Source organism: Fulvivirga imtechensis AK7, assembly GCF_000331535.1.
Taxonomy (GTDB): domain Bacteria; phylum Bacteroidota; class Bacteroidia; order Cytophagales; family Cyclobacteriaceae; genus Fulvivirga; species Fulvivirga imtechensis.
The window spans coordinates 1-26,245 of record NZ_AMZN01000061.1 but is presented as its reverse complement, the minus strand read 5'-3'; the positions used below and the strand labels follow the sequence as shown (position 1 = coordinate 26,245).

The 26,245-nt window shown below is 42.3% G+C and carries 23 protein-coding genes; 8 read left to right on the top strand and 15 right to left on the bottom strand.

The genetic code is table 11. The features are described from left to right. Positions 1 to 192 precede the first annotated feature (192 nt). Positions 193 to 1,428, top strand: coding sequence for a M48 family metallopeptidase (locus tag C900_RS18060; RefSeq protein WP_009581580.1), 1,236 nt, complete (start codon positions 193 to 195; stop codon positions 1,426 to 1,428). 81 nt (positions 1,429 to 1,509) lie between these two features. Here the strand turns inward: C900_RS18060 and C900_RS18055 are convergent, their stop codons facing one another. Both C900_RS18055 and moaA read right to left on the bottom strand, forming a co-directional pair. After that, complete coding sequence (locus tag C900_RS18055; RefSeq protein ID WP_009581579.1) at positions 1,510 to 3,957, bottom strand: YfhO family protein; 2,448 nt, start codon at positions 3,955 to 3,957, stop codon at positions 1,510 to 1,512. Positions 3,958 to 4,051: 94 nt separating this feature from the next. After that, entirely contained in the window at positions 4,052 to 5,047 is a 996-nt protein-coding gene (moaA, locus tag C900_RS18050) for a GTP 3',8-cyclase MoaA (protein ID WP_009581578.1), read from the bottom strand. Between the two features lie 220 nt (positions 5,048 to 5,267). Here moaA and C900_RS18045 point away from each other — a divergent pair, with 220 nt between their 5' ends. Both C900_RS18045 and C900_RS18040 read left to right on the top strand, forming a co-directional pair. After that, on the top strand, positions 5,268 to 5,510 hold the full coding sequence (locus C900_RS18045) for a MoaD/ThiS family protein (RefSeq protein ID WP_009581577.1): 243 nt from the start codon (positions 5,268 to 5,270) through the stop codon (positions 5,508 to 5,510). A 1-nt stretch (position 5,511) separates the two neighbouring features. Continuing rightward, the gene (locus tag C900_RS18040) at positions 5,512 to 5,922 is read left to right on the top strand and encodes a molybdenum cofactor biosynthesis protein MoaE (protein WP_009581576.1); all 411 of its coding nucleotides are present in this window, start codon (positions 5,512 to 5,514) and stop codon (positions 5,920 to 5,922) included. Between the two features lie 602 nt (positions 5,923 to 6,524). On the opposite strand, the gene C900_RS18035 is transcribed toward C900_RS18040, so the two are convergent. Further along, complete coding sequence (locus C900_RS18035; protein WP_009581574.1) at positions 6,525 to 7,085, bottom strand: NTP transferase domain-containing protein; 561 nt, start codon at positions 7,083 to 7,085, stop codon at positions 6,525 to 6,527. Continuing rightward, entirely contained in the window at positions 7,085 to 7,561 is a 477-nt protein-coding gene (moaC, locus tag C900_RS18030) for a cyclic pyranopterin monophosphate synthase MoaC (protein ID WP_009581573.1), read from the bottom strand. The genes C900_RS18035 and moaC overlap by 1 nt, the downstream gene beginning before the upstream one ends. A gap of 74 nt (positions 7,562 to 7,635) precedes the next feature. On the opposite strand from moaC, the gene C900_RS18025 reads away from it, so the two are divergent. The 3 genes from C900_RS18025 to C900_RS18015 all read left to right on the top strand — a co-directional run bounded on the left by C900_RS18025 (position 7,636) and on the right by C900_RS18015 (position 11,695). Then, positions 7,636 to 8,826, top strand: coding sequence for a molybdopterin molybdotransferase MoeA (locus C900_RS18025; RefSeq protein ID WP_040497053.1), 1,191 nt, complete (start codon positions 7,636 to 7,638; stop codon positions 8,824 to 8,826). A 126-nt stretch (positions 8,827 to 8,952) separates the two neighbouring features. Beyond that, positions 8,953 to 10,284: a signal recognition particle protein gene (ffh, locus tag C900_RS18020; protein ID WP_040497052.1), complete on the top strand. Its 1,332-nt coding sequence runs from the start codon at positions 8,953 to 8,955 to the stop codon at positions 10,282 to 10,284. A gap of 145 nt (positions 10,285 to 10,429) precedes the next feature. After that, positions 10,430 to 11,695: an NAD(P)/FAD-dependent oxidoreductase gene (locus tag C900_RS18015; protein ID WP_009581569.1), complete on the top strand. Its 1,266-nt coding sequence runs from the start codon at positions 10,430 to 10,432 to the stop codon at positions 11,693 to 11,695. 46 nt (positions 11,696 to 11,741) lie between these two features. Here the strand turns inward: C900_RS18015 and C900_RS18010 are convergent, their stop codons facing one another. The 5 genes from C900_RS18010 to C900_RS17990 form a co-directional block, all read right to left on the bottom strand. Beyond that, a complete protein-coding gene (locus tag C900_RS18010; protein ID WP_009581568.1) occupies positions 11,742 to 12,161 on the bottom strand; it encodes an SRPBCC domain-containing protein in 420 nt (139 codons plus the stop codon). A 70-nt stretch (positions 12,162 to 12,231) separates the two neighbouring features. Further along, positions 12,232 to 13,635, bottom strand: coding sequence for an eCIS core domain-containing protein (locus tag C900_RS29410; RefSeq protein WP_009581567.1), 1,404 nt, complete (start codon positions 13,633 to 13,635; stop codon positions 12,232 to 12,234). A gap of 115 nt (positions 13,636 to 13,750) precedes the next feature. Further along, on the bottom strand, positions 13,751 to 14,299 hold the full coding sequence (locus tag C900_RS18000) for a GNAT family N-acetyltransferase (RefSeq protein WP_009581566.1): 549 nt from the start codon (positions 14,297 to 14,299) through the stop codon (positions 13,751 to 13,753). Positions 14,300 to 14,419: 120 nt separating this feature from the next. Then, entirely contained in the window at positions 14,420 to 15,397 is a 978-nt protein-coding gene (locus tag C900_RS17995; protein ID WP_009581565.1) for a pyruvate dehydrogenase complex E1 component subunit beta, read from the bottom strand. A gap of 260 nt (positions 15,398 to 15,657) precedes the next feature. Then, entirely contained in the window at positions 15,658 to 17,427 is a 1,770-nt protein-coding gene (locus tag C900_RS17990; protein WP_009581563.1) for a tetratricopeptide repeat protein, read from the bottom strand. Between the two features lie 230 nt (positions 17,428 to 17,657). Between C900_RS17990 and C900_RS17985 the strand changes: the two genes are divergently transcribed. Next, positions 17,658 to 17,876, top strand: coding sequence for a PspC domain-containing protein (locus C900_RS17985; protein WP_009581562.1), 219 nt, complete (start codon positions 17,658 to 17,660; stop codon positions 17,874 to 17,876). A gap of 382 nt (positions 17,877 to 18,258) precedes the next feature. Here the strand turns inward: C900_RS17985 and C900_RS17980 are convergent, their stop codons facing one another. The 5 genes from C900_RS17980 to hisS form a co-directional block, all read right to left on the bottom strand. Continuing rightward, complete coding sequence (locus C900_RS17980; RefSeq protein ID WP_040497050.1) at positions 18,259 to 19,281, bottom strand: glycosyltransferase family 2 protein; 1,023 nt, start codon at positions 19,279 to 19,281, stop codon at positions 18,259 to 18,261. Next, entirely contained in the window at positions 19,282 to 19,614 is a 333-nt protein-coding gene (locus C900_RS17975; RefSeq protein WP_009581560.1) for a YbaB/EbfC family nucleoid-associated protein, read from the bottom strand. Between the two features lie 254 nt (positions 19,615 to 19,868). Beyond that, the gene (locus C900_RS17970) at positions 19,869 to 21,758 is read right to left on the bottom strand and encodes a T9SS type B sorting domain-containing protein (RefSeq protein ID WP_009581558.1); all 1,890 of its coding nucleotides are present in this window, start codon (positions 21,756 to 21,758) and stop codon (positions 19,869 to 19,871) included. Between the two features lie 4 nt (positions 21,759 to 21,762). After that, the gene (gene hutH, locus C900_RS17965; protein ID WP_009581557.1) at positions 21,763 to 23,253 is read right to left on the bottom strand and encodes a histidine ammonia-lyase; all 1,491 of its coding nucleotides are present in this window, start codon (positions 23,251 to 23,253) and stop codon (positions 21,763 to 21,765) included. Next, positions 23,250 to 24,623 (bottom strand): histidine--tRNA ligase, encoded by a 1,374-nt coding sequence (gene hisS / locus C900_RS17960; RefSeq protein WP_009581556.1) that lies wholly within the window; start codon positions 24,621 to 24,623, stop codon positions 23,250 to 23,252. The genes hutH and hisS overlap by 4 nt, the downstream gene beginning before the upstream one ends. A gap of 140 nt (positions 24,624 to 24,763) precedes the next feature. Here hisS and C900_RS30270 point away from each other — a divergent pair, with 140 nt between their 5' ends. Then, positions 24,764 to 25,081, top strand: coding sequence for a hypothetical protein (locus tag C900_RS30270; protein WP_009581555.1), 318 nt, complete (start codon positions 24,764 to 24,766; stop codon positions 25,079 to 25,081). 147 nt (positions 25,082 to 25,228) lie between these two features. On the opposite strand, the gene C900_RS17950 is transcribed toward C900_RS30270, so the two are convergent. Further along, positions 25,229 to 25,723, bottom strand: a complete 495-nt coding sequence (locus C900_RS17950) for a metallophosphoesterase family protein (RefSeq protein ID WP_009581554.1) — start codon at positions 25,721 to 25,723, stop codon at positions 25,229 to 25,231. Positions 25,724 to 26,245: the final 522 nt, after the last annotated feature.

Below are 26,245 nucleotides of genomic sequence, written 5' to 3'. Positions count from 1 at the left end.
AAATAAAAACTTACCTGCAACTTACATACCACCCGAGATGTACCTTTCAAAATTGAATAAAATCAATCATTCAATACTTTATTTGGGGTCAATTTGGGAAAAAGTCTAATAACGGGATTGCTGAGGTCTTCATGTATAATGTTATTTCTTAAAGTAGTTTCTTACTTTTGCGCAAACTAAACCTACAAGGTGATGACTCCGGAATCTATACTGACCATTGTACTGATCATAATCACTGCTGATTTTTTGCTTGAACAGGTGTTGGAATACATCAACTTAAGGTCAGCTAAGGATGATATACCTGATGATATCGCTGCTTTTTATGACCGTAACGAATATAAGCGGTCCAGGGAGTACCAACGTACCCTCACCAGGTTTTCATTTTTAACAGCAACGTTCAGCTTTATTGTTTCATTTCTGCTACTAATCACAGGAGGCTTTGGTTATATAGACGAGTTGCTAAGACCTTTTTTTGAAAATGAGATATATCTGGCATTAAGCTATTTTGGAATCCTTTTTCTGGCATCGGACCTGCTCAATACTCCTTTCGAGATCTATCAGACCTTTGTGATCGAGGAAAAGTATGGCTTCAACAAAACAACACCGAAAATATTTATTATGGACAAGCTTAAGGGATACTTGCTAACCATAGCGATCGGTGGTTTGCTCATCGGCTTATTATTGTATCTTATTCTAAATATAGGAGAGAGTTTTTGGGTCTACTTTTGGGTAGTGGCGGCACTGTTCATCCTTTTTGTGAACATGTTCTACACCTCTCTCGTGTTGCCCTTATTCAATAAACTGACTCCTCTGGGGGAGGGTGAGCTGAAAACAGCCATTGAAAACTACAGCCGGAAAGTCAATTTTCCACTAGACAATATTTTTGTGATCGATGGGTCAAAGAGGTCGAAAAAGGCCAATGCTTTTTTCTCAGGGATCGGTAAGAGGAAAAAAATAGTGCTATACGATACGCTGATAGAGAACCACTCTACGGATGAGTTGGTAGCTATTTTGGCTCATGAAGTAGGACACTTTAAAAAGAAACACATCATTGGCAGCTTCATTTTTTCTATACTTCAGATCGGCATTATGTTATTCATTATGTCAAGAATGATCTATAATGAAAATCTCTCCCTGGCATTAGGAGCTGAGCAAATGGGGGTACATCTCAACCTGCTGGCATTTGGTATTTTATATTCACCGATATCTAAAGTGTTGGGGATTATCAGCAATGTAATAAGCCGTAAGAATGAATTTGAGGCCGATGCTTACGCTGGAACGACCTATGGAGGCTCCGCTCTGGCAGCTTCATTAAAAAAGTTATCGGTGGATAATCTGAGCAACCTTTATCCGCATCCGGCTTATGTGTTTATGTATTATTCACACCCACCATTGTTGAAGCGGTTGGGAGCTTTGAAGAACCAATAGTGGTGATTCCTGTAAGCATTCGTGCCACTACTTTGCTTTGGAGAAGTAGTGGCATGAAGTGACAGAAAGGAGAGACGGTAATTAAAGCTGTTTTTTGATTGTCCACCCTAAACTGCCAAGGAAAACCAGTAAGAGTAGTACCGAAAACGCTAACGTCACTTTATTGCCAACAAAATACGCCTCAGGTTCAAATTTGAATACAATAGTGTGCTTTCCTTTAGGTACTTGAAGGGCTCTCAGTACATAGTTAGCTCGTAATATTTCCACCTCACTGCCGTCAATAGTTGCTGTCCAGCCTTTTGGATAATATATTTCCGAAAATACAGCCAGCCCGTCTGTATTGCTTTCGGAGTCATACTCCAATCTGTTAGGTTGATAGTCTGTGAGCTCAATTGATGCAGCACTGTCATAGTTGATGCTTTCCGGAACATTAAATTTTGACACGTCAATAACTGCCCTATTTCTAGTGTTAATTTTGCATGTGGTCGTCAACTCATCATCAGGAGAATTTACCCTTTCAACGGACGATACAAACCATGCATTGCCCAGGGCTTCCGGATTTTTAATGATATTATTCTTTGCCGGACCAAAAGTCAGGTATTTGGCATTCAGCATGTTGATCACTCCGAAGCTGCTCAAATCGCGATTTCCGGCTTGCAAACTCTTTATCAGTTCGCCAGTTTCATTTTGCAGGCAGTAATCGTACAGGTCCTGATATCTCCTGAGTTTGGCTCCATGATATCCTCCTAATGACATGTGGTGATATGATGTTCGTGCTTCATTCCATGCACCCTGCAGGTTATATACCCTGTAGCTTAGGTCTTCATCTCTTTTTATTTCTTTATCTGCATCAGTAAGGGCAAAAAATGAGTTGTCCCGTTCTCTTTTATAGTTATCCTCATTAAAATATCGCCTGTCAATCACCCAAATGTCAACCAGGATAAATAAGGAGAGTAGCCCGGCAACAATACCAAAAGATAGCTTCTTTTTAAGGTGAAGGAAGATCACAAAGAAAGCAGCCAGTATGAAACCCAATGATCGTAATGCATCCCCTCGCATCAGGCTTTCACGGTCTTCCTGCAGAGCATTCAGAAACCATATGGGTAACTGTGATTCGCCTTCTTTTTCAAAGGACGCCATTCCTGCAAAGACGACCACTAGCAGGCACAGCCCGCCGGTAGTCCCCAGCGCTATAAAAAGTTTTTTTTGGGTTGCTTTGTTTATTCCTTGCTCCAAAAGTCGCTCTAATCCTATAAACCCCAGTAGCGGCATAGCCACGAGGGTCATTATAAGAGCGAAGGTAACGGACCTGAATTTGTTATAACCCGGAAAATAATCAAACATAAAATAGTTAAAAGCCTTGAAGCTATCGCCCCAGCTAAAGACGATTCCCAGTGCAGCAATAATAGTAAGCCAAACAATATACTTTTTGTCAGCGAATAAGAGACCGATAACAAATAGCAGGCAGATGATGGCGCCGGCATAATATGGCGCAGTAAGCGGCTGGTTTCCCCAATAGGCGGAGGTATAACGAGCCAGTTGATTGGCAGCTTGAGGGTCGCCTGTACGCTGGAGCGCCTTAAGTACCTCACTGTCTTCATCCTGTACCAGGAAATGGGAGCTAGCGCCACCGTAGAAGTCGGGGATCAAGAGGGTCATGGGCTCCAAAATGCCATAGCTGTACTGAAAGGCATAATCCTTTTTAAGGCCTGAGCTGTTTTCACCAGCTTCCACAGTAGCTGTCAACTCAGACTCCCCTCTCATCGAATACTTACTATATTCGTATGTAGCCCAAAATTTACCAAAAAAGGTACCTAGTGCTATGATTGCGGCAAGGATCAAAAGAGCAGTATTTTTCAGGAAGCTATTGAGCTCCTGCTTTTTTATAGCGTCTATTAACATTACCACACCGTAGACAGCTATCATCAGGATCAGGTAATAGGTTATCTGCAGGTGATTCTCCCTGAGTTCCAGTGCAACGGCTGTGGTGGTAACTCCAAAACCGAGTATTCGGTTTCTCGTGAAAGTGATATGGATACCTGCAAGTACAAGAGGCATCATAGCTATAGCTCCTATTCTGGCATTATGTCCCGCAGCAAGACCTATTATGAGAAAAGAGGAGAGGCCGAATGCCAGCGCCCCGCCAATAGCAAGGTACGGTCTCACTTTAAACGCCAGTAGCAGGATGTAGAATGAAAGAAAGGCGAGGTAAATATTCCAAACGGGATGTGGTAAAAACAATGCGGCCACCTTTTTTATGCCGGTAACGATCCCATCACTCCAGCGAACGTTGACCAGATAGGCCGGCATACCGCTAAACATGGAATTGGTCCATAGACCCTCCTCACCCGTAGCTTCTCTGAACTTCTCAAGTTCCTGAGCGCTACCTTTCCATTGTGTGATATCGTGCTGATCAAGCGTTTTATTCCCGAAAAAAAGCGGATTGAAAAATAAAATTGAAATGGTAAAAAATGCCAGTACGGCTATGATATGGGGTAAAACTTGCTGTCTGAAGTTGATATTTTTCATAATTACTCTATTATAGGGTGGTGCAAAATAGAGGTTTTATCTTTCTTTAAAAAAATATCAAAATGAAAACGTAAATCTTTATATCTGAAAAATGCTAGCCACCAATTGTAGACATCGATTCGTGGTTTTTCTTATCCTTGCGAGAAGCCTCGGCTGCCCAGCCATCCTTATGCCTTGAATTAATGGCTCGGATCAGTTCCGCTTTTAATGCTTCATCAGATGTGCTACTGCGTAATAGACTTTTTATATCCAGGGCGCCCCTATCGTACAAGCAGGTTTTCAAAACACCTTGAGAGGTAACCCGAATTCTGTTGCAACTGCCACAGAAAGTGCGGGTATAGGCAGCGATAATGCCTATATTACCAGAGGCGCCCGGAATTTTGTAGTGGCTGGCCGTACTGTTTTTTGGGTCTTCCATTTTGCTTATATCCGGATAGGTTTCTTTTAAAGTAGATAAAATACGCGCATGGTCCCATTTCAACGCTTTGTAGGTACCGGTGCCGTTAAAGGGCATTTCTTCAATAAATCTTACAGATACCGGCAGGTCACGGGTTAACTCTGCCATGGGAAGGATATCTTCAATATTTTTTCCATCCATTACCACCATGTTCAGCTTGAGTGGAATGCCCGCTTCAAGCAACAAGTTGAAAGTTCGCATTACCTTATTAAACTCATCTCTCCGTGTTATGGCCAAAAACCGATCAGGATCAAGCGTGTCCAGGCTTAAGTTAACGGACGATATGTTGATCGCTTTTAGTTGCTCAATGTAAGCGGCAGTAAAAACACCGTTTGTGGTGACATGCAGTTCATCTAACAGGGGAATTTTGCTGAGCTGCTCCAGGAAGGTGATCATATCTCTTCTTACAAACGGCTCTCCTCCTGTAATGCGCACCTTTTTAATCCCCAGTTCGGATGTTACGGAAATAAGTCGCTCCATTTCTTCATAGGTCAGAAGTTCCTTCTTCGGTAGATAGTTGATCCCCTCTTCCGGCATACAATAGAAGCAACGCAGGTTGCACCTGTCTGTTACAGCCAATCTGAGATATGTAATGGGCCTGCCAAAATTGTCTGTTAATTGAGCGTTAGGCATATCCAAATTTAACCTATATCCGCAAATTTTGGTTCTTTTTGTCGTTTTTTTAAATCCGCCAATAGTTCGCCTGATTGATAATCCATTACGTTAAGTGAAGCGTATACAAACAAATTCCGGAGTTTTGTAAGCAATTCTCCTCATATTATTGTTACTACTGAAAGGTTTTAAGTTATCTTAGTTTTACAAGGCAGTTTTACAAGGCATCACACAGAAGCACATGGATCTGAAGATTTTACTTTTTGGCATTACCAGGGATATTATTGGGGATCATTCATTTACGATCCGCCTAAATGAGGGGGGATATGTTGGGGACCTGAAGAAATACCTGTACGCGGAATATCCGGAAATGAAGAAATTACGTTCACTGTTGATAGCCGTGAATAACGAATACGCACCGGACGATCTTCGGCTTTCCGAAAAAGATGAGATTGCACTGATCCCACCTGTAAGCGGAGGATAATATGATAAAAATTACCGAGCACCCTCTAAACCCTGAAAATATCACAGCCACAGTATATGATGACAATGCCGGAGGAGTCAGTGTATTTATAGGTACTGTGCGTTCATCCACCAGGGATAAAAAAGTGATAAGGCTTGAGTTTGAAACCTATTTGAATATGGCCATAAAGGAGATTGAAAAAATCATTGAGGAAGCTAAACAAAAATGGCCTATTCTGCACATGACTATTCACCATAGAATCGGGAAGCTTACTATTGGAGAAATTGCCGTGGTCATTGCGGTCTCGTCATCTCATAGAAAAGAAGCTTTTGCCGCCTGCCAGTATGCGATAGATACACTAAAGCAGACAGTGCCCATCTGGAAGAAGGAAATCTTTGAAGACGGTGAGGAGTGGGTTTCGGCACACCCCTAAAGGAGCATAAAGAATACTACTACAATTGCTACGGAAACTATAAAGCTGAAGATGAAAATCCCAATCAGCTCTTTCGTAATGGTGTTGTTTTCTAAATCCTTCATCTGTATATAATTTAGTATTGAGATATTAGTATTGAGTATTGAGAATCAATTTACGATTTACGATTTTTGATTTACGAATTAAGCGACAAGCCGCAGGTTTCAAGCTGTAAGTTTTTAACTGAGACTATAAACTCAGTGTTATTTACTCTTTTACTCATGACTCACGACTAGGTACTCACGTCTCTCTTTTTTTGCCTATTGCTTCTGCCAACTGCCGACTATTTATCTCCGGCCTGGTATGGCTTAGCCCTATGGTTACTTTATGAGCTTAACGGTTGCTACAAATGAAGCATAGCAATAATAGTGCTTAACTTTGTGTTTATCATGAAGAAAATCAGCTACTTACAATTTTATGCATGCATAACTTCCTGTTTTATAACACTTAATAAATTTGTAGTTCAATTAAATTATTGATTCTGAAAAATGTAGAAGCTCTTCTACGAATTTTAAAGGAGTTCTCCCAAAATAAGACTCACGCAGCCATATTGGGGCTGATATTTATTCAATTCTCTTTTTTTCTTCAGGTGTATTAATGTTGACCAGTTTTGAAGTTAGCGATGCGTCTGCTTTTATATACTCTACCTTATTGATTTCCAGGAATATGCGTGGCCTTGGTCTTTGTTTTTCTAAAAATTCCTTCAAAGCTTCGAAGGCAGCAGGTTCCCAGATGGAGCATAGGGGTTCCGGGAAGTTTGTATAGTAGCAGGTAGCTAACATGTTTGGGTTTCGATTGCTGATCAACTGTTCGATCACCTCATTGTCAATTTTGGGCATATCACATGCAACAACCAGCCAGGCTACGTCAGGTCGATATGTGAAAGCGCTCATAATGCCGGACAACGGGCCGAAATCACGTTTTATATCGACTATGTATGGAAGGTTTAATTCATCAGCTTGTTCCTGGTTACATGATAAAAATACTTTTGAGCAGTATTGGTCGAGTAGATGATAAACCTGTTCTCGTTGATCTTTATCGTGGTATTTCAGCAGGCTTTTGTCTGTACCCATACGGGTACTTTTACCACCGATAAGCACCAGGCCATATAGAGGAGGGGTCATTATCGAAAAAAATCTTTTTTCCCACCCGTTTTGCTCATTAACCGGGTGTCTTTGATCACAATATCATGTGACAGGGCCTTACACATATCGTAAAAGGTGAGGGCTGCTGCCGATGCACCCGTTAATGCTTCCATCTCCACACCTGTTTTTCCCGTGGTGATGGCTGTACAGTCTATCACGATTTCATTCTGTTCTACATGTATACTGATCTGACAGTCATCTAATGCTATGGGGTGGCAAAACGGAATAATATCTGATGTCTTCTTCGCGGCCATTACACCTGCAATGATGCAGGTATGAAAAACAGGTCCCTTTTTGGTGTGGATTTCGTCATTTTTCAACAAGCTCAAAATATTATTATCAACTGCAATACGTGACTGAGCCCTGGCTGTACGCTTCGTAATTGATTTATCCGATACGTCAACCATTTTAGGATTTCCTGCTCCATCAACGTGGGTGAATTTGTTCTCTTTCAAGGGTTTCGTTTTTCTGATTTATAAATTAAAGGCTAGTTTTACCATGTCTATCACCTATAAACAAAGTTACGCAAATGATCGCTGTAGAGGAAGCCACCAGTATAATCTTATCACACGTTGTCAGCCCTGAAGTGGAGGAGGTGGGGTTTAATGACGCTCTTAACCGTGTCTTAATGGAAGATGTATATGCAGACCGGGACTTTCCACCTTTTAATCGTGTGATGATGGATGGAATAGCTATCGACTCACATGAATGGGAAAAAGGAAGGAGAGAATATACTATAGAGGGCATACAGACAGCAGGTTCTCCACAGGCTGTTTTATCTGATAGTAAAAATTGCCTGGAAGTGATGACAGGCGCGATGCTGCCACAGGGAACAGACGTGGTGATTCGGTATGAGGATGTTACCGTTGAAGGTAAAAAGGCTCTCATTGATCTCGAAGAAATAAAGGTGTTACAAAACATACATTTGAAAGGCACCGATAGAAAAGCAGGCGATGTGCTGATGAGCAAGTCACAGGTATTGTCTCCGGCGGAGATAGCAGTATTGGCCACGGTAGGAAAATCTAAAGTAAAGGTAGCCAAACACCTGCGGATAGCTATTGTAAGTACTGGCGATGAGCTGGTGGATATCGAGGATACCCCCAACCCCTATCAAATCAGAAAATCGAATGTATATGCACTGGGAGCTGCTCTGGCCGACCTTCGGCACAAGACAAATATCTTTCATATAAAAGATGAGAAACAAGTGTTGACATCAGAGTTGAAAGTTATTTTAGCTGAGCATGATGTGGTGATATTAAGTGGAGGTGTTTCAAAAGGTAAGAAGGATTATGTTCCGGAGGTATTGAGCAGCTTAGGTGTCGAAAAGTATTTCCATGGCGTAAAGCAGAGGCCCGGAAAACCCTTCTGGTTCGGCAAGCATAATTCAGGAACCGCTGTATTCGCATTGCCCGGCAATCCCGTTTCAACATTCATGTGTTTTTACAAGTATGTGGTGGCCTATCTTAACGCTTCTTATGGTAAAAAAGGTAAACAGGCTAAAGCAAAACTGGCAGCGCCTTTCTCTTTTGCACCGGAGCTGTCTTATTTTCTACAGGTGAAGGTTGTATATGCAGGAGGTGAGTTGCAGGCTGAACCGGTGGTGGGCAGGGGATCAGGAGATTTGGCTAATTTGCTGGAAGCAGATGCCTTTCTGGAGCTGCCCCCGGATCGTGCGCAGTTTGAGGCTGGAGAAGTATTTCCTCTATATACATACCGATAGCAAAACTGAGAACGGACACACTGAGAACTGAGAACAGAGCAGAAAAGCCGTAAAAGATCGCGAACAGATAAAATTTCATCTTTGAAATTCTTATTTTTGCAAACCCAAAATCCATTTGAGAAAGATATGTTTGATAATTTAAGTTATAAGCTAGAAAAAGCATTCCAGACCTTAAAAGGGCAGGGCAGTATTACGGAAGTAAACGTAGCCACCACAGTAAAGGAGATCAGAAGAGCGTTGATCGATGCGGATGTAAACTATAAGGTAGCCAAGGAGGTAACGGATGAGATAAAAGAGCAGGCATTGGGGCGAGATGTACTTACTGCAGTATCACCAGGCCAGCTTTTGACTAAAATTACTAATGATCAGCTCACCGAACTCATGGGCGGGCGGCATGAAGATATAGACATAGAGGGCAATCCCGCGGTTATATTGATTTCCGGTTTGCAGGGTTCCGGTAAAACCACTTTTTCCGGTAAGCTGGCCAACTATCTGAAAGGGCAGGGGCGTCAGGTACTTTTGACCGCATGTGACATTTACCGACCTGCTGCCATCGACCAGTTGAAAGTACTTGGCGAGCAGATCAAAGTAGATGTATATGCCGAGCCTGAGAACAAGGATGCCGTTAAGATTGCCAATAATGCGATCAAATACGCGAAGGATAATAACAAGAAGATAGTAATAGTCGATACAGCCGGCCGTTTGGCGGTTGATGAGGAGATGATGGATGAGATCACTCGTCTGAAGCAAGCGCTCAATCCCTCTGAAACCCTCTTTGTAGTCGACTCCATGACAGGTCAGGATGCGGTAAATACAGCCAAGGCTTTTAATGACCGCCTGAACTTCGATGGTGTTGTATTGACCAAACTGGATGGTGATACACGTGGCGGTGCGGCCATTTCTATTCGCAGGGTAGTGGATAAACCGATTAAGTTTATCAGTACCGGTGAAAAAATGGATGCTATTGATAAATTTCACCCTGACAGGATGGCCAACAGGATCCTGGGTATGGGTGATGTGGTATCGCTGGTAGAGAAAGCACAACAGACTTTTGATGAAGAGGAGGCTCGCAGACTTAATAAAAAGATCCGTAAAAATCAGTTTGATTTCAACGATTTCCTTTCTCAACTGGAGCAGATCAAGAAAATGGGTAACATCAAAGACCTGATGGGAATGATCCCAGGTATGGGTAAGGCCTTAAAAGGTATTGATGTAGATGATGACTCATTTAAGCCGATAGAGGCCATCATACGCTCTATGACCAACGAAGAGCGCGAGCAGCCTGAGCTTATCAATGGAAGCAGAAGAAAGCGAATTGCGACTGGTAGTGGCACATCCGTACAAGAAGTGAATAACCTGCTTAAGCAGTTCAACGATATGAAAAAGCTGATGAAGACCATGAATAAAATGGGAGGGGGAAAGAAAGGTCTGGCAGCGTTGAATCCGTTTGGTAGATAGAGTTTTCTTCAAAATAATATTTAGGCGATCGCAGAGTCTTTGTTATAGGCTCTGCGATTTTTTTTGAACCCCCTTGTGTGACAAAAGTCACACTTCTCCCTGGGATAATTGTGTACTATTTGTGATATCATAATTTTTAATAAGAATGAAATCACATTATCAAGTACTCATTATCGGGGGAGGAACTGGTGGCATAATGACAGCAGCCAGTATGTTGAAGAAGAATAAGTCTTTTGATATAGGCATTATTGAACCTTCAGAAACACATTATTACCAACCTGCCTGGACACTGGTAGGGGCAGGGACTTACAATTTTGAAAAGACACGTAAACCAATGACTTCAGTGATACCGAAAGGTGTTGATTGGATAAAAGATTACGCTACCGGCTTTGAACCGGATAATAATAGTGTAAGCACCAGAAGCTCAGGAAAGATCACTTATGATTATCTGGTGGTAAGCCCAGGATTAGTTATGGAACCTTCGATGATAGAAGGTCTGGAGGACTCGTTGGGCAAAGGGGTTGTTTGTAGTAACTATACCGATCCTAACCATACGTGGGAGGTAATCAAAAACTTCAAAGGGGGTAACGCTATATTTACGCAACCTACTACACCTATCAAGTGTGGAGGAGCTCCGCAAAAGATCGCATACCTGGCAGCGGATCATTTCCAGCGCAATGGATTGAAGGAGAAATCAGAAGTAATTTTTGCAAGTCCCGGAGGTGCCATATTCGGAGTAAAGGAAATAGCCAGTACGCTCATGAAGGTTATCAACCGATATGGCATTCACTTTAAGCCATTTTATGCGCCGGTGAAGATTGATGGCGAGAGGAGAATAGCCACCTTCAAGTATGTAAAGCCTGGTGAAAATGAATGTATCGTAAACGAGGATAATAATGTGATAAATGAGCAGTTAATGGGAGAGTCTTTCATTGAGATCCCTTTTGAAATGCTTCATATTGCACCACCGCAGGCTACACCGAAATTTGTCAGAGAATCTTCGTTGGTGAACGCTGCCGGATGGTTGGATGTCGATCATCATATGCTACAACATAACAAATATGCCAACATATTTGGAGTTGGAGATGTAGCCGGTTTGCCAACAGCAAAGACAGGCGCTGCCATAAGAAAGCAGGTCCCTGTTATTGTTGACCATATCATGACGCTGATCGGGCAAAAGACGTTAGGAGGGAAATTGTACAATGGATATTCATCATGTCCACTGGTAACGGGCAAAGGCAAAATGACTTTAGCGGAGTTTGACTACAACAATAATTTCACACCGGATCCAAAGCTGAAGCGCATGCTGGTGTTCGATAGCAGTAAAGAACATTGGAGGCTGTGGATGCTGAAGAAATATGGTTTGCCCCACTTGTATTGGAAAAATATGCTGAAAGGAAAAGAAGTTTAGTTAACCCAAATACGGAAAAAGGCAGAGTCTTGTGGGGCTCTGCTTTTTATTCTTGACTATTGGCGGTTAATTTCTCTGATAATTCATTCATTTTTCTATTCCAATAGGCCTTCATTTCCTCCCTTTGCGCAGCGTTTAAAAGTTTCTCCTGGTGAAAGCTGATGGTAGTTTTTCCATTATTTTCAATTGTACGCACCTGCACGGTCGACATATTTTTCCAGTTCTTCTTCTTCCAGTTCATTCGCACATGTGAGTAAGGTTTAATAACTCTCACAAGCCCTTCGATACCCTCCGTTGTTTTATACTGCATGTTCAATTCAAGTTCGGAATCTAACGCTCCGAGCCAGATCTTTAATCCTTTATCTGAAAACAGGAAATCCCAGGCCTGTTCAACCGAAACAGGAAAGGTTTTTCTTAGGCCAAACTGATAACCGACATCTTTGGTAAGACCAACTTCTTTTTGCATGTTATTATAACAAATTTTACTCAACATCTTCCTTCAGGCACCTTGAGAAAATAATGTTTTTGCAGTTTGTTTACTTAGTCCATATGGCAGTAATCTGCTTCAGTTTTTTGCTGTGTTGATTAGGTTTTTTTAGCCCCTCATCATTATCCCTGATGTGTAATTCATCGTCCATTTTGAAGCCAATCATATGACCACCGATAGAGACCATTCCATGCCTCTTGTTCCCAATTACATTGGATAGATTTTCAAGTCGGGTCTGATTTTGAGGAACTGATTTGCTATAGCCCAAGTGCTCGTATAATGATTTATAAACTGCATCATCACTATAATGTCTCCAGGTACTTCCAAAGCGAGTGGATAAAATGAAATGTAGTTCTTCCACACTCTTTGCCCCAAGTACGCCACCACCCTCTGAAAACATCAAGGCTGTAATCACACATGCCTTGGCTGTAGTCATTTTACTGTCAATTTCGAAATTTTCACGCCCCTCTTTCTTATTGGGGATCTTCACTGTTGAGGCGGTAATATCCGGTCCATCAGTATCCTGATCATCAGGACTGATGGCCTGGCCAGTTCCTAATTTCCCTCTCATTTCAGGTGTTATTTCCGCAGTTGCAGTGCTGTCATGATATTTTCGGGCTAATATCTCTTTTGTCATTGCAGTCTGCTTACCATCATCTGCTGATTGAAACTGGCTGAAAGCCTTTTTGTGTTCTGCAGCGTTTTTGATAAATGCCTTAGTATCAATCAAGTTGGTGATTTCGTGCATTAGGTTATTTTTTTTGATGTAGCTATATATTCTGTCAACAATGATCTTTCGCTTATAATTGTTTTCCAGATCTTCTTCGCCAGCATTCATTTCAATATCCTCGACCCTCTGAATGGCATCAGAGTTAGTTGTAGGAGTAAGGGTATTCATGACCAGGGGGTAGTCTCGGGAATGCCTCTGTACGATAGCTCCCATTTTGTCGGCTTCCTGCTCCAAAGTTGGATTATTGTTGATATTCACACCGCTTTTTAGCTTTAAGGTGGGCGCTACCCGTCCCTGTTTTTGTTGTACCACATGCCACGCTTCATGCCCCAGATGCTTCTCCTGTCCGGGTGCTATATGGATGTCACTGCCTTGTGCATAGGCGTGAGCATTGAGCTGAGTTGGTTTTTCAGAGTTATAATGCACCTTTACGTCATCCATGGAATAACCGGAGAGGTGCTCAATATTTGACTTTATATTATCGGGTATACCCGTTCTGTTGGGTTGTTTCGCTTTTAAAAGTTGTGTAGCAGACCCGTTGCCTGAATGCAGGGCCTCGTCAGCTAAACCCTGAAAGGCCTTGTATTGCCTTACCTGAGGGCTGTTATCGATAACCTGCTGCAGGTGATTATTTTGTACTGTAGTTTTGTGTGTACTTCCATTTTTATGGGCATTGTTCGCAGCAGCTTTGTTCTTTTTTTTAAATTCAGCATGAGTTCTCATAAGGATGAATCAGGTTAAATTTCAATATAAAAAAAATCCGGTGCTACTCATAATCATGTCACTTTAAAGCATGATGCTAGCCTTTGCACAAGCGGTTGGATAATGGAATACCCGTTTATCTGCGAAAATCTTCTGCTAACAGTCCGTAAACTATTTCATCAACCCATTCCTTGTCAATGGGATCATAGAAACACTTGCGGATATGTCCTTCTTTAACAAAATTTAATCGATCAAGAAGTCCAAGCGAGCCTTCATTTCTTGGATCTACCCGGGCAGTGATTTTATGAACATCCATCTTATCAAAGAAGTGACTGATGAGCAACTGCAGCGCCTCAAAAGCATAGCCTTTACGCTGATGGCCAGGGGTTATGGCATAACCTACCTCTACAAGGCTTCCATCTTTGTCATACCTCCGGAAGGCAATATCACCGATGAGGTGATTTTCCGCCTTTAGCTCGATGGCCAGTTGTACCCACTCTTCCAGGTCATGCATTCCTTTTTTCTGCTGATCTTTGATGAATTCCAGAGTAGCCTCCTTATCAAAAGTATCCCAGTCCTGGTAGCGACAAACCTCAGGATCGGAGCGGTAGTGAAAGAAATGATGAAGGTCCTCTTCCTTTAGGTTGCGGATCATCAGTCTTTCGCTTTCCAGGTTTAAACTCATTGAGTTATTGTATTGGCCTGAAACAAGCAATGAATAATGGGATGGGTGTCCTGTGGTAAGCGTCAGAGGGTTTAGAACCGCCTGACGCTTGAGAGTTTCTTTGTCCAACGCTATGCGACATTATTTATAGGTAACCGCGCTAATAGCATCCATGGTCCTTTTTACGTTAGGTAGAATGGCCTCTATCAGTGTGGGAGCATACGGAAGCGGCACATCCATGCTATTGATCCTGTGGATAGGAGCATCTAAATAATCAAAAGCATGCTTTTGCACATGATAAGTGATCTCTGAGCTGATAGCAGCCAATGGCCATGCTTCCTCTACTATAATTAGCCTATTCGTCTTTTTTACCGACTCTACCACGGTAGCATAGTCGATCGGACGTACTGATCGCAAATCTACCACCTCAACGGAAACACCATTTTTAGCGGCCTCTTCGGCAGCTTGCATCGCTACCTTCAGCACTTTTCCAAATGACACTATTGTTACATCACTTCCTTCTCTCTTTATATCCGCTGATCCAAGAGGTATCAGGTACTCACCTTCAGGTACTTCACCTTTTTCTCCGTACATCAATTCAGATTCCATGAAGATGACAGGGTCATTGTCTCTGATCGATGATTTCAGCAAGCCTTTGGCATCATAAGGGTTAGAAGGTACAACCACTTTTAGCCCTGGGCAGTTGGCATACCAGCTTTCAAAATTCTGAGAGTGCTGCGAGCTCAACATTCCGGCATTTCCGGTAGGCCCTCTGAAAACCATTGGTATATTAAATTGGCCGCCAGACATCGACATCATTTTGGCAGCGCTGTTGATCACCTGATCTATTGCTACTAAAGAGAAATTAAAAGTCATAAATTCGATGATTGGCCTTAGCCCATTCATAGCAGCGCCAACGCCTACACCGGCAAAACCCAATTCAGCAATAGGAGTGTCAATTACACGTTCCGGACCAAACTCATCAAGCATGCCTTGGCTTACTTTGTATGCGCCATTGTACTCTGCTACTTCCTCACCCATCAGGAATACCTTTTCGTCCCTGCGCATTTCTTCACTCATGGCTTCGCCTAAAGCTTCTCTAAATTGTATTTCTCTCATTTTATAGGGTTTAAAATTGGTTTGTAAAAATAGCACTCGCGACATTAACAGCAAAATCCATAATCATAAAATATTGATTATCTACAGACGGTGATCAACATTTTACGGTATGTAGAAAGTGCCGGGAGCGTATACCATGTCTGGCGCAAACGATTGTATCTCTGTCAGATGCAAATTGCCAATAAATACTTCAGAGAATCGATAAAAAAAGCCCCGGGAGAAATTTCCCCCAGGGCTTTTAAATATTCTTATAAACTTAATTATTTAAGTATATTTCTGAATTGCTCATTGCTTACGTAAGTAGCAAATTCAAGATCATTAAGCACTTTTTCTTTAAGTTCAGGGTTAGCCTGAACAGCTTTTTCGATGCTGCTGTAAACATCAGACTCTTTTCCTAAGTGTGCATTAGCGATAGCCGCACCGTAGTATGCGATAGCCATGTTGCTGTCTTTCTCAGTGGCTTCTTTGAAAGAAGTCAATGCATTTTGATAATCTTTGTTCAATACTTGAGCAAGACCTTTGTTGAATAAGTTTTCAGCAGTATTCTCAGCATTTGCAGTAGATTTAACGGCATCATCATATTTCGCCATCATGATCTCTGCAGAACCTTTAACACCGTTGATCCCTTGAGAAAGCTCATTACCAGGGCTCATAGAATTTGCCTTCTGGATGTGAGAGTATGCTTTGTAGGCATTGCCTTTCATCAGTTCAACAGTAGCCATGTTAGCATGTACCTCTGCAGTTTCTTTTTTGTTCATAGCAATCTCGAATTGAGTTGCAGCCATATCCATATATTTCTCCTTGTCACCTTCTTTAGCCATTTCTACATAAACAGCGCCCAGGTTGTTGTGAGCTACCCAACTGGTATTTTTCGTAGCAGCTTTGTAGATAGCTTCTTTTTCCTGAAGTGAAGGAGTTAAAGTGGCGGCATAAAGCAATTCTTCTTCTGATAAAGTGTCAGCAGGAGCTGATTCGTTAGCAATTTGCTTAGCTAAAACAGAGATCTCAGCATCGGTTTTCTTTTCTTTTACGGTAAGTATCTCAGTTTTTGCTACCCTTAATTTAGGATACAGCTCTCTGAACACTTTGGTGTAAGTAGGAAGCTTATGAAGTTTGTCTTCTTTGTCTTCGTAAGAACCCGGTCCGTTGATGATATCAAGATAAGCTGATTTCTCCTCAGAAGAGATGCCTTCGTAAACAGCTAAAGAATCTTTAAATACTGACCAATCTTCAACAACATCCTTTGTGATAAATTTGATAGAATCAGCAAGGCCTTTGTAGTCATACTTTTTCATCTCTCTGGTGTAGAACGTCTGGATGGCCACCGCTCTGTCTTTAGCAAGTCTGGCGTTGATTCGTTCTGCACCCTCAGGAGAGTGGGTACCAGTGATAGTTACTGTTCTTGTAGCATTCTTTTCAGCAATATAAGCCGAAAGTTTGCTGCCTCTGTTACTTCTTCTCTCAGAGTACTTCAATTCAGACCTGCCCTGATCGAAATAGAAGTTAACTCTTGTTGGGACTAGTTCTTCCTGGTTGTTGTAGCCATGATCAGCATAAGCTGCAAAATATACAGGCTCTACCAACTTGGAAGTGGTTATTACTCCGGGAGCAACAGCCATTCTTTCTGTTTCTTTTGATTTTCCGTTTTTAGGATCAGAAGCTACACCCTGTACTTCGAGCATGCCATTGTTCATAGCAGGAGAATAGGCAAAAGCATATTCTTTTGTCTGCTTAGGCTGCTGATCCCCTGCATTAGGATAATCATCGGCTTTAAATTGAACCGGTTCTAATGCAATTTCGTTGTCCCCATACTTATAGAATGTGTTGATGGAATAAACTTTTCCTTTCTTAAGCATTTTTACAGGAAGGTTTGCTGACATTTCAAAAGCAACGGTGTCTGCATGTACCTCCAGGGGATTGGGAGTAACGGTAAGATTCTGGTCCTCCGCCATCTTAACCATTTGGTTCAGTGCGCAACCTGATAAGGATAACACTCCAAACAAAGCTATAGCGTAGAATAATTTTCTCATTGGATTTCGTTTTTAATGTCTTGGTTGAATTTTAGGATATCAAAATTATGCGTATATAATATTTAATGCAATTATAGTTAAAAAAAATAAGAAATAACTAGGTGACTTTTGTTAATATGCTTATTATATTTGTAAAGGCGCATATTTGTCGATAAGTAACATAATAATACGGATCAAGTGCCGTTTTTATTAATTGATGTATATGTTCTTCTTCTTAAAAGTGCCTCATAATGAAAAGGTTACAACATTTTTTTGAAAAGTACGCTTTCGGTGTCTGTTCCAGGTTGGGTGAAAAGTTGGGGATTGCCAGCTCCAGTATCAGGTTGTACTTTATTTATGCTTCGTTCCTGACATTTGGCTCTCCACTGATTATTTACCTTGCTATGGCTTTCATTATGAACATACGAAAGCACTTGCGCAGAAGGAAAAATTCCGTTTGGTATTATTAAAGTCGGAAGACCGGAGTCGGAAGTCGGAAGTATGGGGCAAGCGAAACGGTAGATTCGGGGAGTGCTTTACTAAACTTTTATAGTTTGGTAAAGCTTAGCGTTCCACAGCATTGGTAGAAATTATGTTTCATGGCCTGCTTTTAACTGGTGTCTCTAAGAAAACGTCAATGTCTGCGTTATGCTCATCCCAAAAATGCTCACATACCCCAGCACGCTCCGCTTTTTGGCACTTCACAAGCTTGACCTTAACGTTTTCTTAAAGCCACTTAGAGTTTTCTTATAGATACTAACTAAGAAATCCGGAGCGGTGAAGTTGTTTTTGAAGTAACCTTTGCCTACTGCTTCTGCCGATTGCCAACTTTTTCATACTGATACTGATCCATTATGGCTTAAACTTCAATGCAGAAAAGCTTCGTACACCTTTTATAAAGTATTGGAACACTACAGAGCCTTTGTAAATGGTTGATAGATGGAAATACCTCTTCTGCTTTTGAGTATTTCTTCGCTTTTTATAATTGACCTTCCATTCTATCCAGAAATGCCAGTGAGCCTTAAGCACTGCCATACCATCAGCCACAGTATCAAAAAGCATGAATTTCATGGCCGCTACAATGTCCAGCGCAATCCTGATGGGAAATTTCAGCCAGAGCTCCCTGGTATTGTAGTTTTTGTAGACCAATGCAAGGCCATTTCTGAAATTAAGGTATGTTTTATGTGGATTGGATTTATGCAGGGTGCCCCCTCCAACATGATAAACTGTACTGTTGCCATTGTACATTATCTTATAACCTGCCCCATTGATCCTCCAGCAGAGATCGATTTCTTCCATGTGGGCAAAGAAATCAGGATCGAAACCACCCAATTCGTGGAAAGTGTCAGCACGAATAAATAAACAGGCCCCTGTGGCCCAGAATATCTGTTGGGTACCGTTGTACTGCCCTTTGTCTTCCTCAAGGGTATTAAATAAGCGACCCCGACAGAAGGGATATCCCAGCGAATCGATGTAGCCACCGCCTGCACCCGCATATTCGAAATAAGACTTTTGATGCCAGGATAATATTTTTGGCTGAGCTGCTACAACCGAAGGATCGCTGTCCAACATTTCAAGAATAGGTTGTGTCCAGTTTTCAGTTACTTCTATATCGGAGTTGAGCAGTATGTAGTAGTCAGCCTTAACAAGCTGCAATGCTTCATTATACCCCTGGCTGTAGCCGGAGTTTTTCGATAGCCGAAGTATCTCTACTTCCGGGTGATGCTGCTCTATATATGCCAAGGAGCCATCAGTTGAGCAGTTGTCTGCAACTATGACATAGCAATTGACACTGTGGGTAATAACTAAAGGCAAGAATTGACGGAGATAACGCTCTCCGTTGTAGTTGAGAATAACAACAGCAGCTTTTTTCATTTATACCAATCCGCCCAGGTCAAGTCCCGGGATGTTAGGAAGCATACCCTCAGTGCTCTTCTTTAATTCTTCTTTAGCTAAAACCTCGACTTCCTGCATAGCTTTATTTACTGCGGCAATTACCAGGTCCTGGAGCATCTCTTTGTCATCAGGTTTTACCAGGTCCTGATCTATTTCAAGGCTTACAAGCTCTTTTTTTCCATTCACAGTGGCTTTTACCATGCCGGCACCCGACTCCCCGGTCACCTTGATGTGTACTAAATTTTCCTGGGCTTCTTTGATCTTGGCCTGAACCTCCTTCATTTTGCCCATCATCTTCATCATGTCAAACATAGCTATAAATTTTGATGAGTTAGTGTATAAAACCCCAGTTACAGGTTTGGAGTTTCATATTTTGGACGGCAAAAATGGACTGGATAAACTCAATTTCAAAACTTTCTTTCTTTTTTCCTTTCATGCGTATGAATTTAGTATTGAGATATCAATGCCATTAAGTTAAGAAACAGTACTCATGACTTTTTTTGCCATCTGCTTTTGGTACCTGCAGACTATTCGGAGCGGTATGGCTTTACCTTATGATATTTCATTTACCTTCGCAGAAGCAGAATGGTGCCTGACTTCTCGATCTCGCGGCCTGCCATATCGTGCATTCTGGCTATAAAAGCATAGGTGCCTTCCGGAAGCATACTGCCATTGTAAGTGCCATTCCACCCTTTGTCCATGTTGTCGGAAAAGAAGATCAGTTCTCCCCAACGATTGTATACCTGCAATTCATAACTGGCAATAAACTTCCCATGCACTCTGAATTCTTCGTTGGTTCCGTTTCCATCCGGTGTGAAGGCGTTGGGGTAATATACATTGACCGGTTTTATAATGGTAATTACGTTGGATACAGATCCTGTGAGTGTATTATTTACAGGCCTTGCTATAATTCTATACTGGATTACCTGTTGGTTGTTGTTGTTTTCAACTTCTTCGAAGGAAGTGTCATTTGTGGTTATTTGTGAGGTGCCTCCTGAGCTATATGATTTTTCAATGATATACTGTGCTGCGCCATTTGTCCAGCCTTCATATGAATTCCAGGATAGCTGTATGTTATTATTGCTGTCTATGGTGCCGGTTAGTCGTATGGAGCATGCTGTGATGCTTTGATTGTTGTTGTTTCCGCACTCATCTGTAGTATTTATATTATAGCAGTATGATTTTTCTTGTGGAGCTAAGCCTTCGTCCAGATATTCTGTAGCATTAGTTACTGTTGCAATAGCATTGACATCTCTTTTTATCCTGTATTCAGCAATGTTATTGGCCGGAGCCTCCCATACAATGTTGATAGCAGTACCATTTACAATGGTAGATATATTACGCACCTCTGCGGGAGGAGTGGTGCTGAAAGAAGTGCCACACTGTGTAAGAGATGTACTCGTATGTCCGTTGGTGTAGTTGGCCACCAGCGTATAGCAATAATCAATATTACATTCAATGTTGGTGTCATTATAAGATCTTGCGGAAGCTGAAACAGGCTGTGTCAGCAAATCATCCCTCACCAGACTGAAATTAATATCCGGATCAGTAGTTTGCCAGGTCAGTACATTTACATTGTCCTGAGTGGAAAGGTTGAGGTCAATGCTGCAAACACTATTGGAATAGGCCGCCACGGTGTTGTTGCACGGATCACGAACGGCTATTCTAAAACAATAATAGTTATCGGATAGACTAAGGTTTCTAATGGTATCTTTTAATGTGCTTTCTGATATCCCTTTTACATAGCTATATTTAGTAGCGTTTGGAGGGAGTATTTCAAGATCATATTTTATATCCGGCTGTAGGTCGTAGTTGAGTTCCAGGCTACTGTTATCCAGCATGGCCAGCGAAGTGATGGCCGGTGCGGGAAGCGTTGCCAGTGGGGTAACCGTATTATTGGCTACCGCGCAATTGTCGGCAGCATTATTGTTTAATCCCCTGACACGTACTGTTCTTGCTGTATTATTCGCATAGTTGTGCTGTGGAGCCGGACTTCCCTTGGTAATGGTTTCTACCACACCATCATCATAGTCAATGATATAGTTGTCAAAATTGTTATCCGTGATGTCGATCACGATTGTTTCTCCGGAACAGGAGTGGATGTTAAAATCAGGGGCAATGTTATTTGCAATTTTGATGTCAATATAGTCTGACCCGAAGGGATTAGGAAACAGGATCTCCAGTCTGTAGTTACCCGGATCATCAAACGTAAAGGTGAATGGATTGCTTTTTGGATCATATGTGCCATCGCCTTCGTAGTCAAAATCGCATGGGCAGCCTGATGTGCCACAGTTACAAGGAGCGCTGGCATCAATAGTAATGTTAACGGTCAAACCTTCACAACCGCTCACCTCATCGACTGTAAACCACCCGTTATCGCTGGAATACTGTGCTGTTGCCGGGGTTGTCAGCAGGAAAAACAGTAAAACAGCGATATTTTTCAGTATGGTTTTCAAAGTTTTACAGCCTTACGGTCCTTAGAAACTGCACCGCCCGGGCAATATCCTCATATAGCACCCGGTCGTCTTCTATAAACGGTACTTTTTCTCTGAAATTGCTCACGAAGCTTTCCAGGAAAGGGGAAGTTTTCAGCGGCCTTCTGAATTCCAATGCCTGTGTGGCAGTGATCAGCTCGATCGCGAGAATGCTGCACAGGTTGTTGACTACCTTATAAACCTTCACAGCAGCATTGGCGCCCATACTCACGTGGTCCTCCTGACCGTTGGAAGACACAATGGAGTCGGCAGAAGCAGGAGTACAGTACTGCTTATTCTGGCTCACAAGTGATGCGGCTGTGTATTGTGGTATCATCAGTCCTGAGTTAATACCCGGATTGGCCACAAGGTAATTGGGTAGGTCACGAGCTCCGGATATCAACTGATAGGTCCTGCGCTCGGAAATATTACCTAGCTCAGCCAGCGCCAGACACAGGAAATCCAGGGGAAGCGCCAGCGGCTGTCCGTGGAAGTTGCCGGCCGATATGATCTGATCGTCATCAGGGAATACATTTGGATTGTCGGTTACGCCATTAATTTCAGTGAGAAAAATCTCTTTCACATAAGCAATGGCATCCGCGCTTGCGCCATGCACTTGGGGGATGCATCTGAAAGAATAGGGGTCCTGTACGTGTTTTTTGGGTTGAGAGATGATCTCGCTGCCATCCAGCAGTTCCCTAAACCTTGTGGCGGTGGAAATTTGTCCTCTTTGTGGCCTGATCTGATGAACCTTGTCATAAAAAGGTTCAATTCTGCCATCAAAACCGTCCAGTGAGAGTGCCCCAATGGTATTGGCCAGCTCCAGGAGCCGCCCTCCATTGATCAGCGACCATACCCCATATGCACTCATCAACTGGGTACCATTCAGCAGGGCAAGTCCTTCTTTGGCACGAAAGGAGATGAGGTCATAGCCCATTTGCTCATTAATGTCTTTGCCGGAATATCGTTTGCCCTTATAGTTTACTTCGCCAAGCCCGATGAGAGGGAGGGAAAGGTGGGCCAGAGGCGCCAGGTCACCGGAAGCTCCTAAAGAGCCCATTTCGTACACTACCGGATGAATACCCTCGTTGAAGAAGTCTATCAGACGATTAACTGTGGCTAACTGCGTACCTGAGTTACCATAGGAAAGCGACTGGATCTTTAAAAGCAGCATCAGCCGTACAATATCTTCCGGAACTTCAGCGCCAGTTCCGCAGGCATGTGATTTTACCAGGTTTTCCTGGAGCTTGCTAAGGTCGTCCTTTGAAATGTTTTTATTGTATAGGGAGCCAAATCCTGTATTGATACCGTATACGGGTTCGGAAGAAGTCTGTACCTTCTGATCCAGGTAATTGCGGCACTTGTTGATCTTTTCTGCTGCCTCAGGGCTCAACTGAAGGCTGTATTCTCCATAAATAATGTCCTGGACCTGCTCCAGGGTTAAAGGTTGATCTGAGATGTAATGGATTTTACTCATTTAGTGCTTTGCAATTTATGGATTATTTCTTCAATGGTTAATTTCTCCTCCTGGCCGGATACCATGTTTCTAAGGGTCAGTTTACCTGAGGAAACTTCTTCGGAGCCTATGACGATGGTATGTTGAATGTTTTTCTTATCAGCATAGTTGAACTGTTTCTTGATCTTTGCCTGGTCGGGGTATATCTCTGATTTTATGCCGGCCCGGCGCAATTTTCCCAATACCGAAAGGCCGTATTTCATTGATGCTTCATCGAAATGGATGATCAATACCTCAGTGGAAGTCAGCGCTTCTTTCGGGAAGAGATTCAACTCTTCCATGACATCGTAGATCCTGTCTACGCCAAATGAAAAACCCACCCCTGAAAGTCCAGACATACCAAACACCCCGGTCAGGTCGTCATAGCGGCCTCCACCACTTACACTTCCAATGCTAACATTTTTGACTTTCACTTCGAAAATGGCTCCGGTGTAGTAGCTCAGACCTCTTGCCAACGTTACATCGAAATCAATGCGATGGTTGCTTAGGTCAAACGATTTTAGTGTCGTAAGTGCTTCTTCAATATCGCTGATGCCTTTTTGTCCTGCATCAGAGTTCTTTAAAATATCTTTAAGCGCGGCTATTTTCTCTTCGATGGACCCCTGAAGCTGAAGAATGGGAACAGCTTTTTCAGTAGCTTCCGGGCTAATGCCCCGTTCCTTCATTTCTTCCAGTACTTTTTCAAGTCCTATTTTGTCAAGTTTATCTATGGACACACAAAAATCACTCTCTTTTCCCCCTGCTCCGATAGCTTCGGTAATACCGGTGAGAATCTGTCTGTGGTTGATCTTTATATTGAAATCATCTATACCCAGTTTGCTGAACACTTCATTGATCATCAATACAATTTCAGCTTCACAAATGAGGGAGTCGGTACCTACAACATCGGCATCACATTGAAAAAACTCCCTGTATCTTCCTTTTTGGGGTCGGTCAGCCCGCCATACCGGTTGTATCTGATACCTTTTAAATGGCAGCGTCAGCTCATGCCTGTTCATGACCACATATCGTGCAAAGGGTACGGTGAGATCGTATTTGAGCCCTTTTTCTGCTATTTTTGGTAGCAATGCTCTGGAGCCTTCATTAAAATCATTCACATCGGCATTGGAAAGGAAGTCGCCCGAATTCAGGATCTTAAACAGCAACTGATCCCCTTCGTCACCATATTTGCCTGTCAGCACAGACAGGTTTTCCATAGCCGGTGTTTCGAGTGGCATAAAGCCGTATTTTTCAAATACCTCCTTGATAGCGCTGAAAACAAAGTTTCTCTTCGCCATTTGCTGAGGTCCGAAATCGCGGGTACCTTTGGGTAGTGTAGGTTTCTGACTCATGGCCGCAAAACTACAAAAAAGCGATGAAATGATTTTTGTAAAATAAAAGCCTTCACAGGTGATTAATTTTATATTTTTCTTTTATTATTAATTCCTATTACACTATCTTTGCAGCCTCTTTTGACAAAAATATATCAGAAATGGCTGTTACCAGACTTAAAAGAAAAGCGAAAAGAAATAAAGTAAAGGCTAAAGTGAGACAGGAAAATATCCAGAGGTTGAATACTAAGCCTGTTATTAAAAGCGTTGACGTAGAGCAGATCAAAGAAGAGTTCAAAAAAGGCTCTAAAGGTGCTGCTAAAGCCGATACTAAGAAGGAAGAAGCTAAGGCTGAAAAAGCTGAGGCTAAAGCTCCTGCAAAAGAAGCTAAAGCTGAAAAAGCTGAAGAGCCTAAAGCTGAGAAAAAAGAAACTAAAAAAGCTGCTCCTAAGAAGGAAGAGAAAGAGGATAAGGAGTAATAGCTTTAATAATATTTACAGGAAGGCTGTACCGTTGAGGTATGGCCTTTTCTATTTTACAGTTCACCGTTCTTAGTTTACAGTTCTCAGTTCATTCTTAACATCAAACACGAGTCACGCTAAGCGCTCTGCTCTCCGCCCTCAGCTCTATGCTCTCTTCCCCAGCTCAATCACCTGCATATCTTTTACTTCTTTGCCGATTACGTCAAAGCGTACCAGGGTTTTTACCTTATGAAAGCCATGGATGCCCGCAGCTCCGGGGTTGATGTACAGGAGATTGTTGATCTTTGGATCGCGCATGATCTTTAGTATGTGGGAATGGCCACAGATGAAAATGTCCGGTGGTGATTTGATAAGCGCTGCCTTGATCTTCGGATTGTAGCGTGGCGGGTAGCCACCTATATGAGTGATCCAGACTTTTAACTCTTCGCATTTAAATTTATAGTGCTCCGGACATACAATCCTGATGTCGTGCCCATCGATGTTGCCATAAACGGCCCTGGTGGGTTTAAAGTCTACCAGTGGCTCCAGAACCCCCGGCCCGATATCACCGGCATGCCATATTTCATCAACCTCTTCAAAGTATTTAAAAACCTTCGGATCAAGGTGGCCATGGGTGTCTGAGAGGAGTCCGATTTTCATATTGAGTATTGAGATGTTAGTATTGAGTATTGAGACGTGACGTAATTATTTGCCAACTGCCTACTGGCCATAGCCGTGCTAAGCTAGGTAGATGATTTTATATGAGCAAGTGGGTGGGGCGGGGTGTGAGGCGCTTGGAGCAGAGCGTAACTGATGTAGGCTATGCGTATGGTGCAAATATTTCTTTGAAAGGGAGTAGGAATGTGGTAGATTCAGAGGTATAATGGGTATATGAGTTACGTTGCATTTAGACACTTGTTGTGGGTAATACAAGAACGACTGAGATATGAAGAAATTGAATGAAAATCATATGCATAGATTATCCTTTTCCAAATTTATATTTGAAGAAGGTGAAAGACATTGCAATTCAATAAATCCAAATAATTCGATTGCAGTGTTGCACATGCATGATAGTGTAGATATTTATATTCAGCTACTTTGTGAATTATATGATAAGAAACCTACAAAAACTAACCCCGTGGCTATTTCGGTCGGACCATGCCAGTGATTTCGGTCAAAAGG

Coding starts and splice junctions, on each gene's coding strand:
- C900_RS17950 (WP_009581554.1), bottom strand. CDS start 25,723: ATGAAAATCGGACTCCTCTCAGACACCCATGGCCACCTTGATCCGAAG.
- C900_RS18045 (WP_009581577.1), top strand. CDS start 5,268: ATGGATCTGAAGATTTTACTTTTTGGCATTACCAGGGATATTATTGGG.
- C900_RS18015 (WP_009581569.1), top strand. CDS start 10,430: ATGAAATCACATTATCAAGTACTCATTATCGGGGGAGGAACTGGTGGC.
- C900_RS18010 (WP_009581568.1), bottom strand. CDS start 12,161: ATGCAAAAAGAAGTTGGTCTTACCAAAGATGTCGGTTATCAGTTTGGC.
- hutH (WP_009581557.1), bottom strand. CDS start 23,253: ATGAGTAAAATCCATTACATCTCAGATCAACCTTTAACCCTGGAGCAG.
- C900_RS29410 (WP_009581567.1), bottom strand. CDS start 13,635: ATGAGAACTCATGCTGAATTTAAAAAAAAGAACAAAGCTGCTGCGAAC.
- C900_RS17995 (WP_009581565.1), bottom strand. CDS start 15,397: ATGAGAGAAATACAATTTAGAGAAGCTTTAGGCGAAGCCATGAGTGAA.
- ffh (WP_040497052.1), top strand. CDS start 8,953: ATGTTTGATAATTTAAGTTATAAGCTAGAAAAAGCATTCCAGACCTTA.
- moaA (WP_009581578.1), bottom strand. CDS start 5,047: ATGCCTAACGCTCAATTAACAGACAATTTTGGCAGGCCCATTACATAT.
- C900_RS18060 (WP_009581580.1), top strand. CDS start 193: ATGACTCCGGAATCTATACTGACCATTGTACTGATCATAATCACTGCT.
- C900_RS17975 (WP_009581560.1), bottom strand. CDS start 19,614: ATGTTTGACATGATGAAGATGATGGGCAAAATGAAGGAGGTTCAGGCC.
- hisS (WP_009581556.1), bottom strand. CDS start 24,623: ATGAGTCAGAAACCTACACTACCCAAAGGTACCCGCGATTTCGGACCT.
- C900_RS17985 (WP_009581562.1), top strand. CDS start 17,658: ATGAAAAGGTTACAACATTTTTTTGAAAAGTACGCTTTCGGTGTCTGT.
- C900_RS18055 (WP_009581579.1), bottom strand. CDS start 3,957: ATGAAAAATATCAACTTCAGACAGCAAGTTTTACCCCATATCATAGCC.
- C900_RS18025 (WP_040497053.1), top strand. CDS start 7,636: ATGATCGCTGTAGAGGAAGCCACCAGTATAATCTTATCACACGTTGTC.
- C900_RS17980 (WP_040497050.1), bottom strand. CDS start 19,281: ATGAAAAAAGCTGCTGTTGTTATTCTCAACTACAACGGAGAGCGTTAT.
- C900_RS18035 (WP_009581574.1), bottom strand. CDS start 7,085: ATGACCCCTCCTCTATATGGCCTGGTGCTTATCGGTGGTAAAAGTACC.
- C900_RS18000 (WP_009581566.1), bottom strand. CDS start 14,299: ATGAGTTTAAACCTGGAAAGCGAAAGACTGATGATCCGCAACCTAAAG.
- C900_RS30270 (WP_009581555.1), top strand. CDS start 24,764: ATGGCTGTTACCAGACTTAAAAGAAAAGCGAAAAGAAATAAAGTAAAG.
- C900_RS17990 (WP_009581563.1), bottom strand. CDS start 17,427: ATGAGAAAATTATTCTACGCTATAGCTTTGTTTGGAGTGTTATCCTTA.
- C900_RS18040 (WP_009581576.1), top strand. CDS start 5,512: ATGATAAAAATTACCGAGCACCCTCTAAACCCTGAAAATATCACAGCC.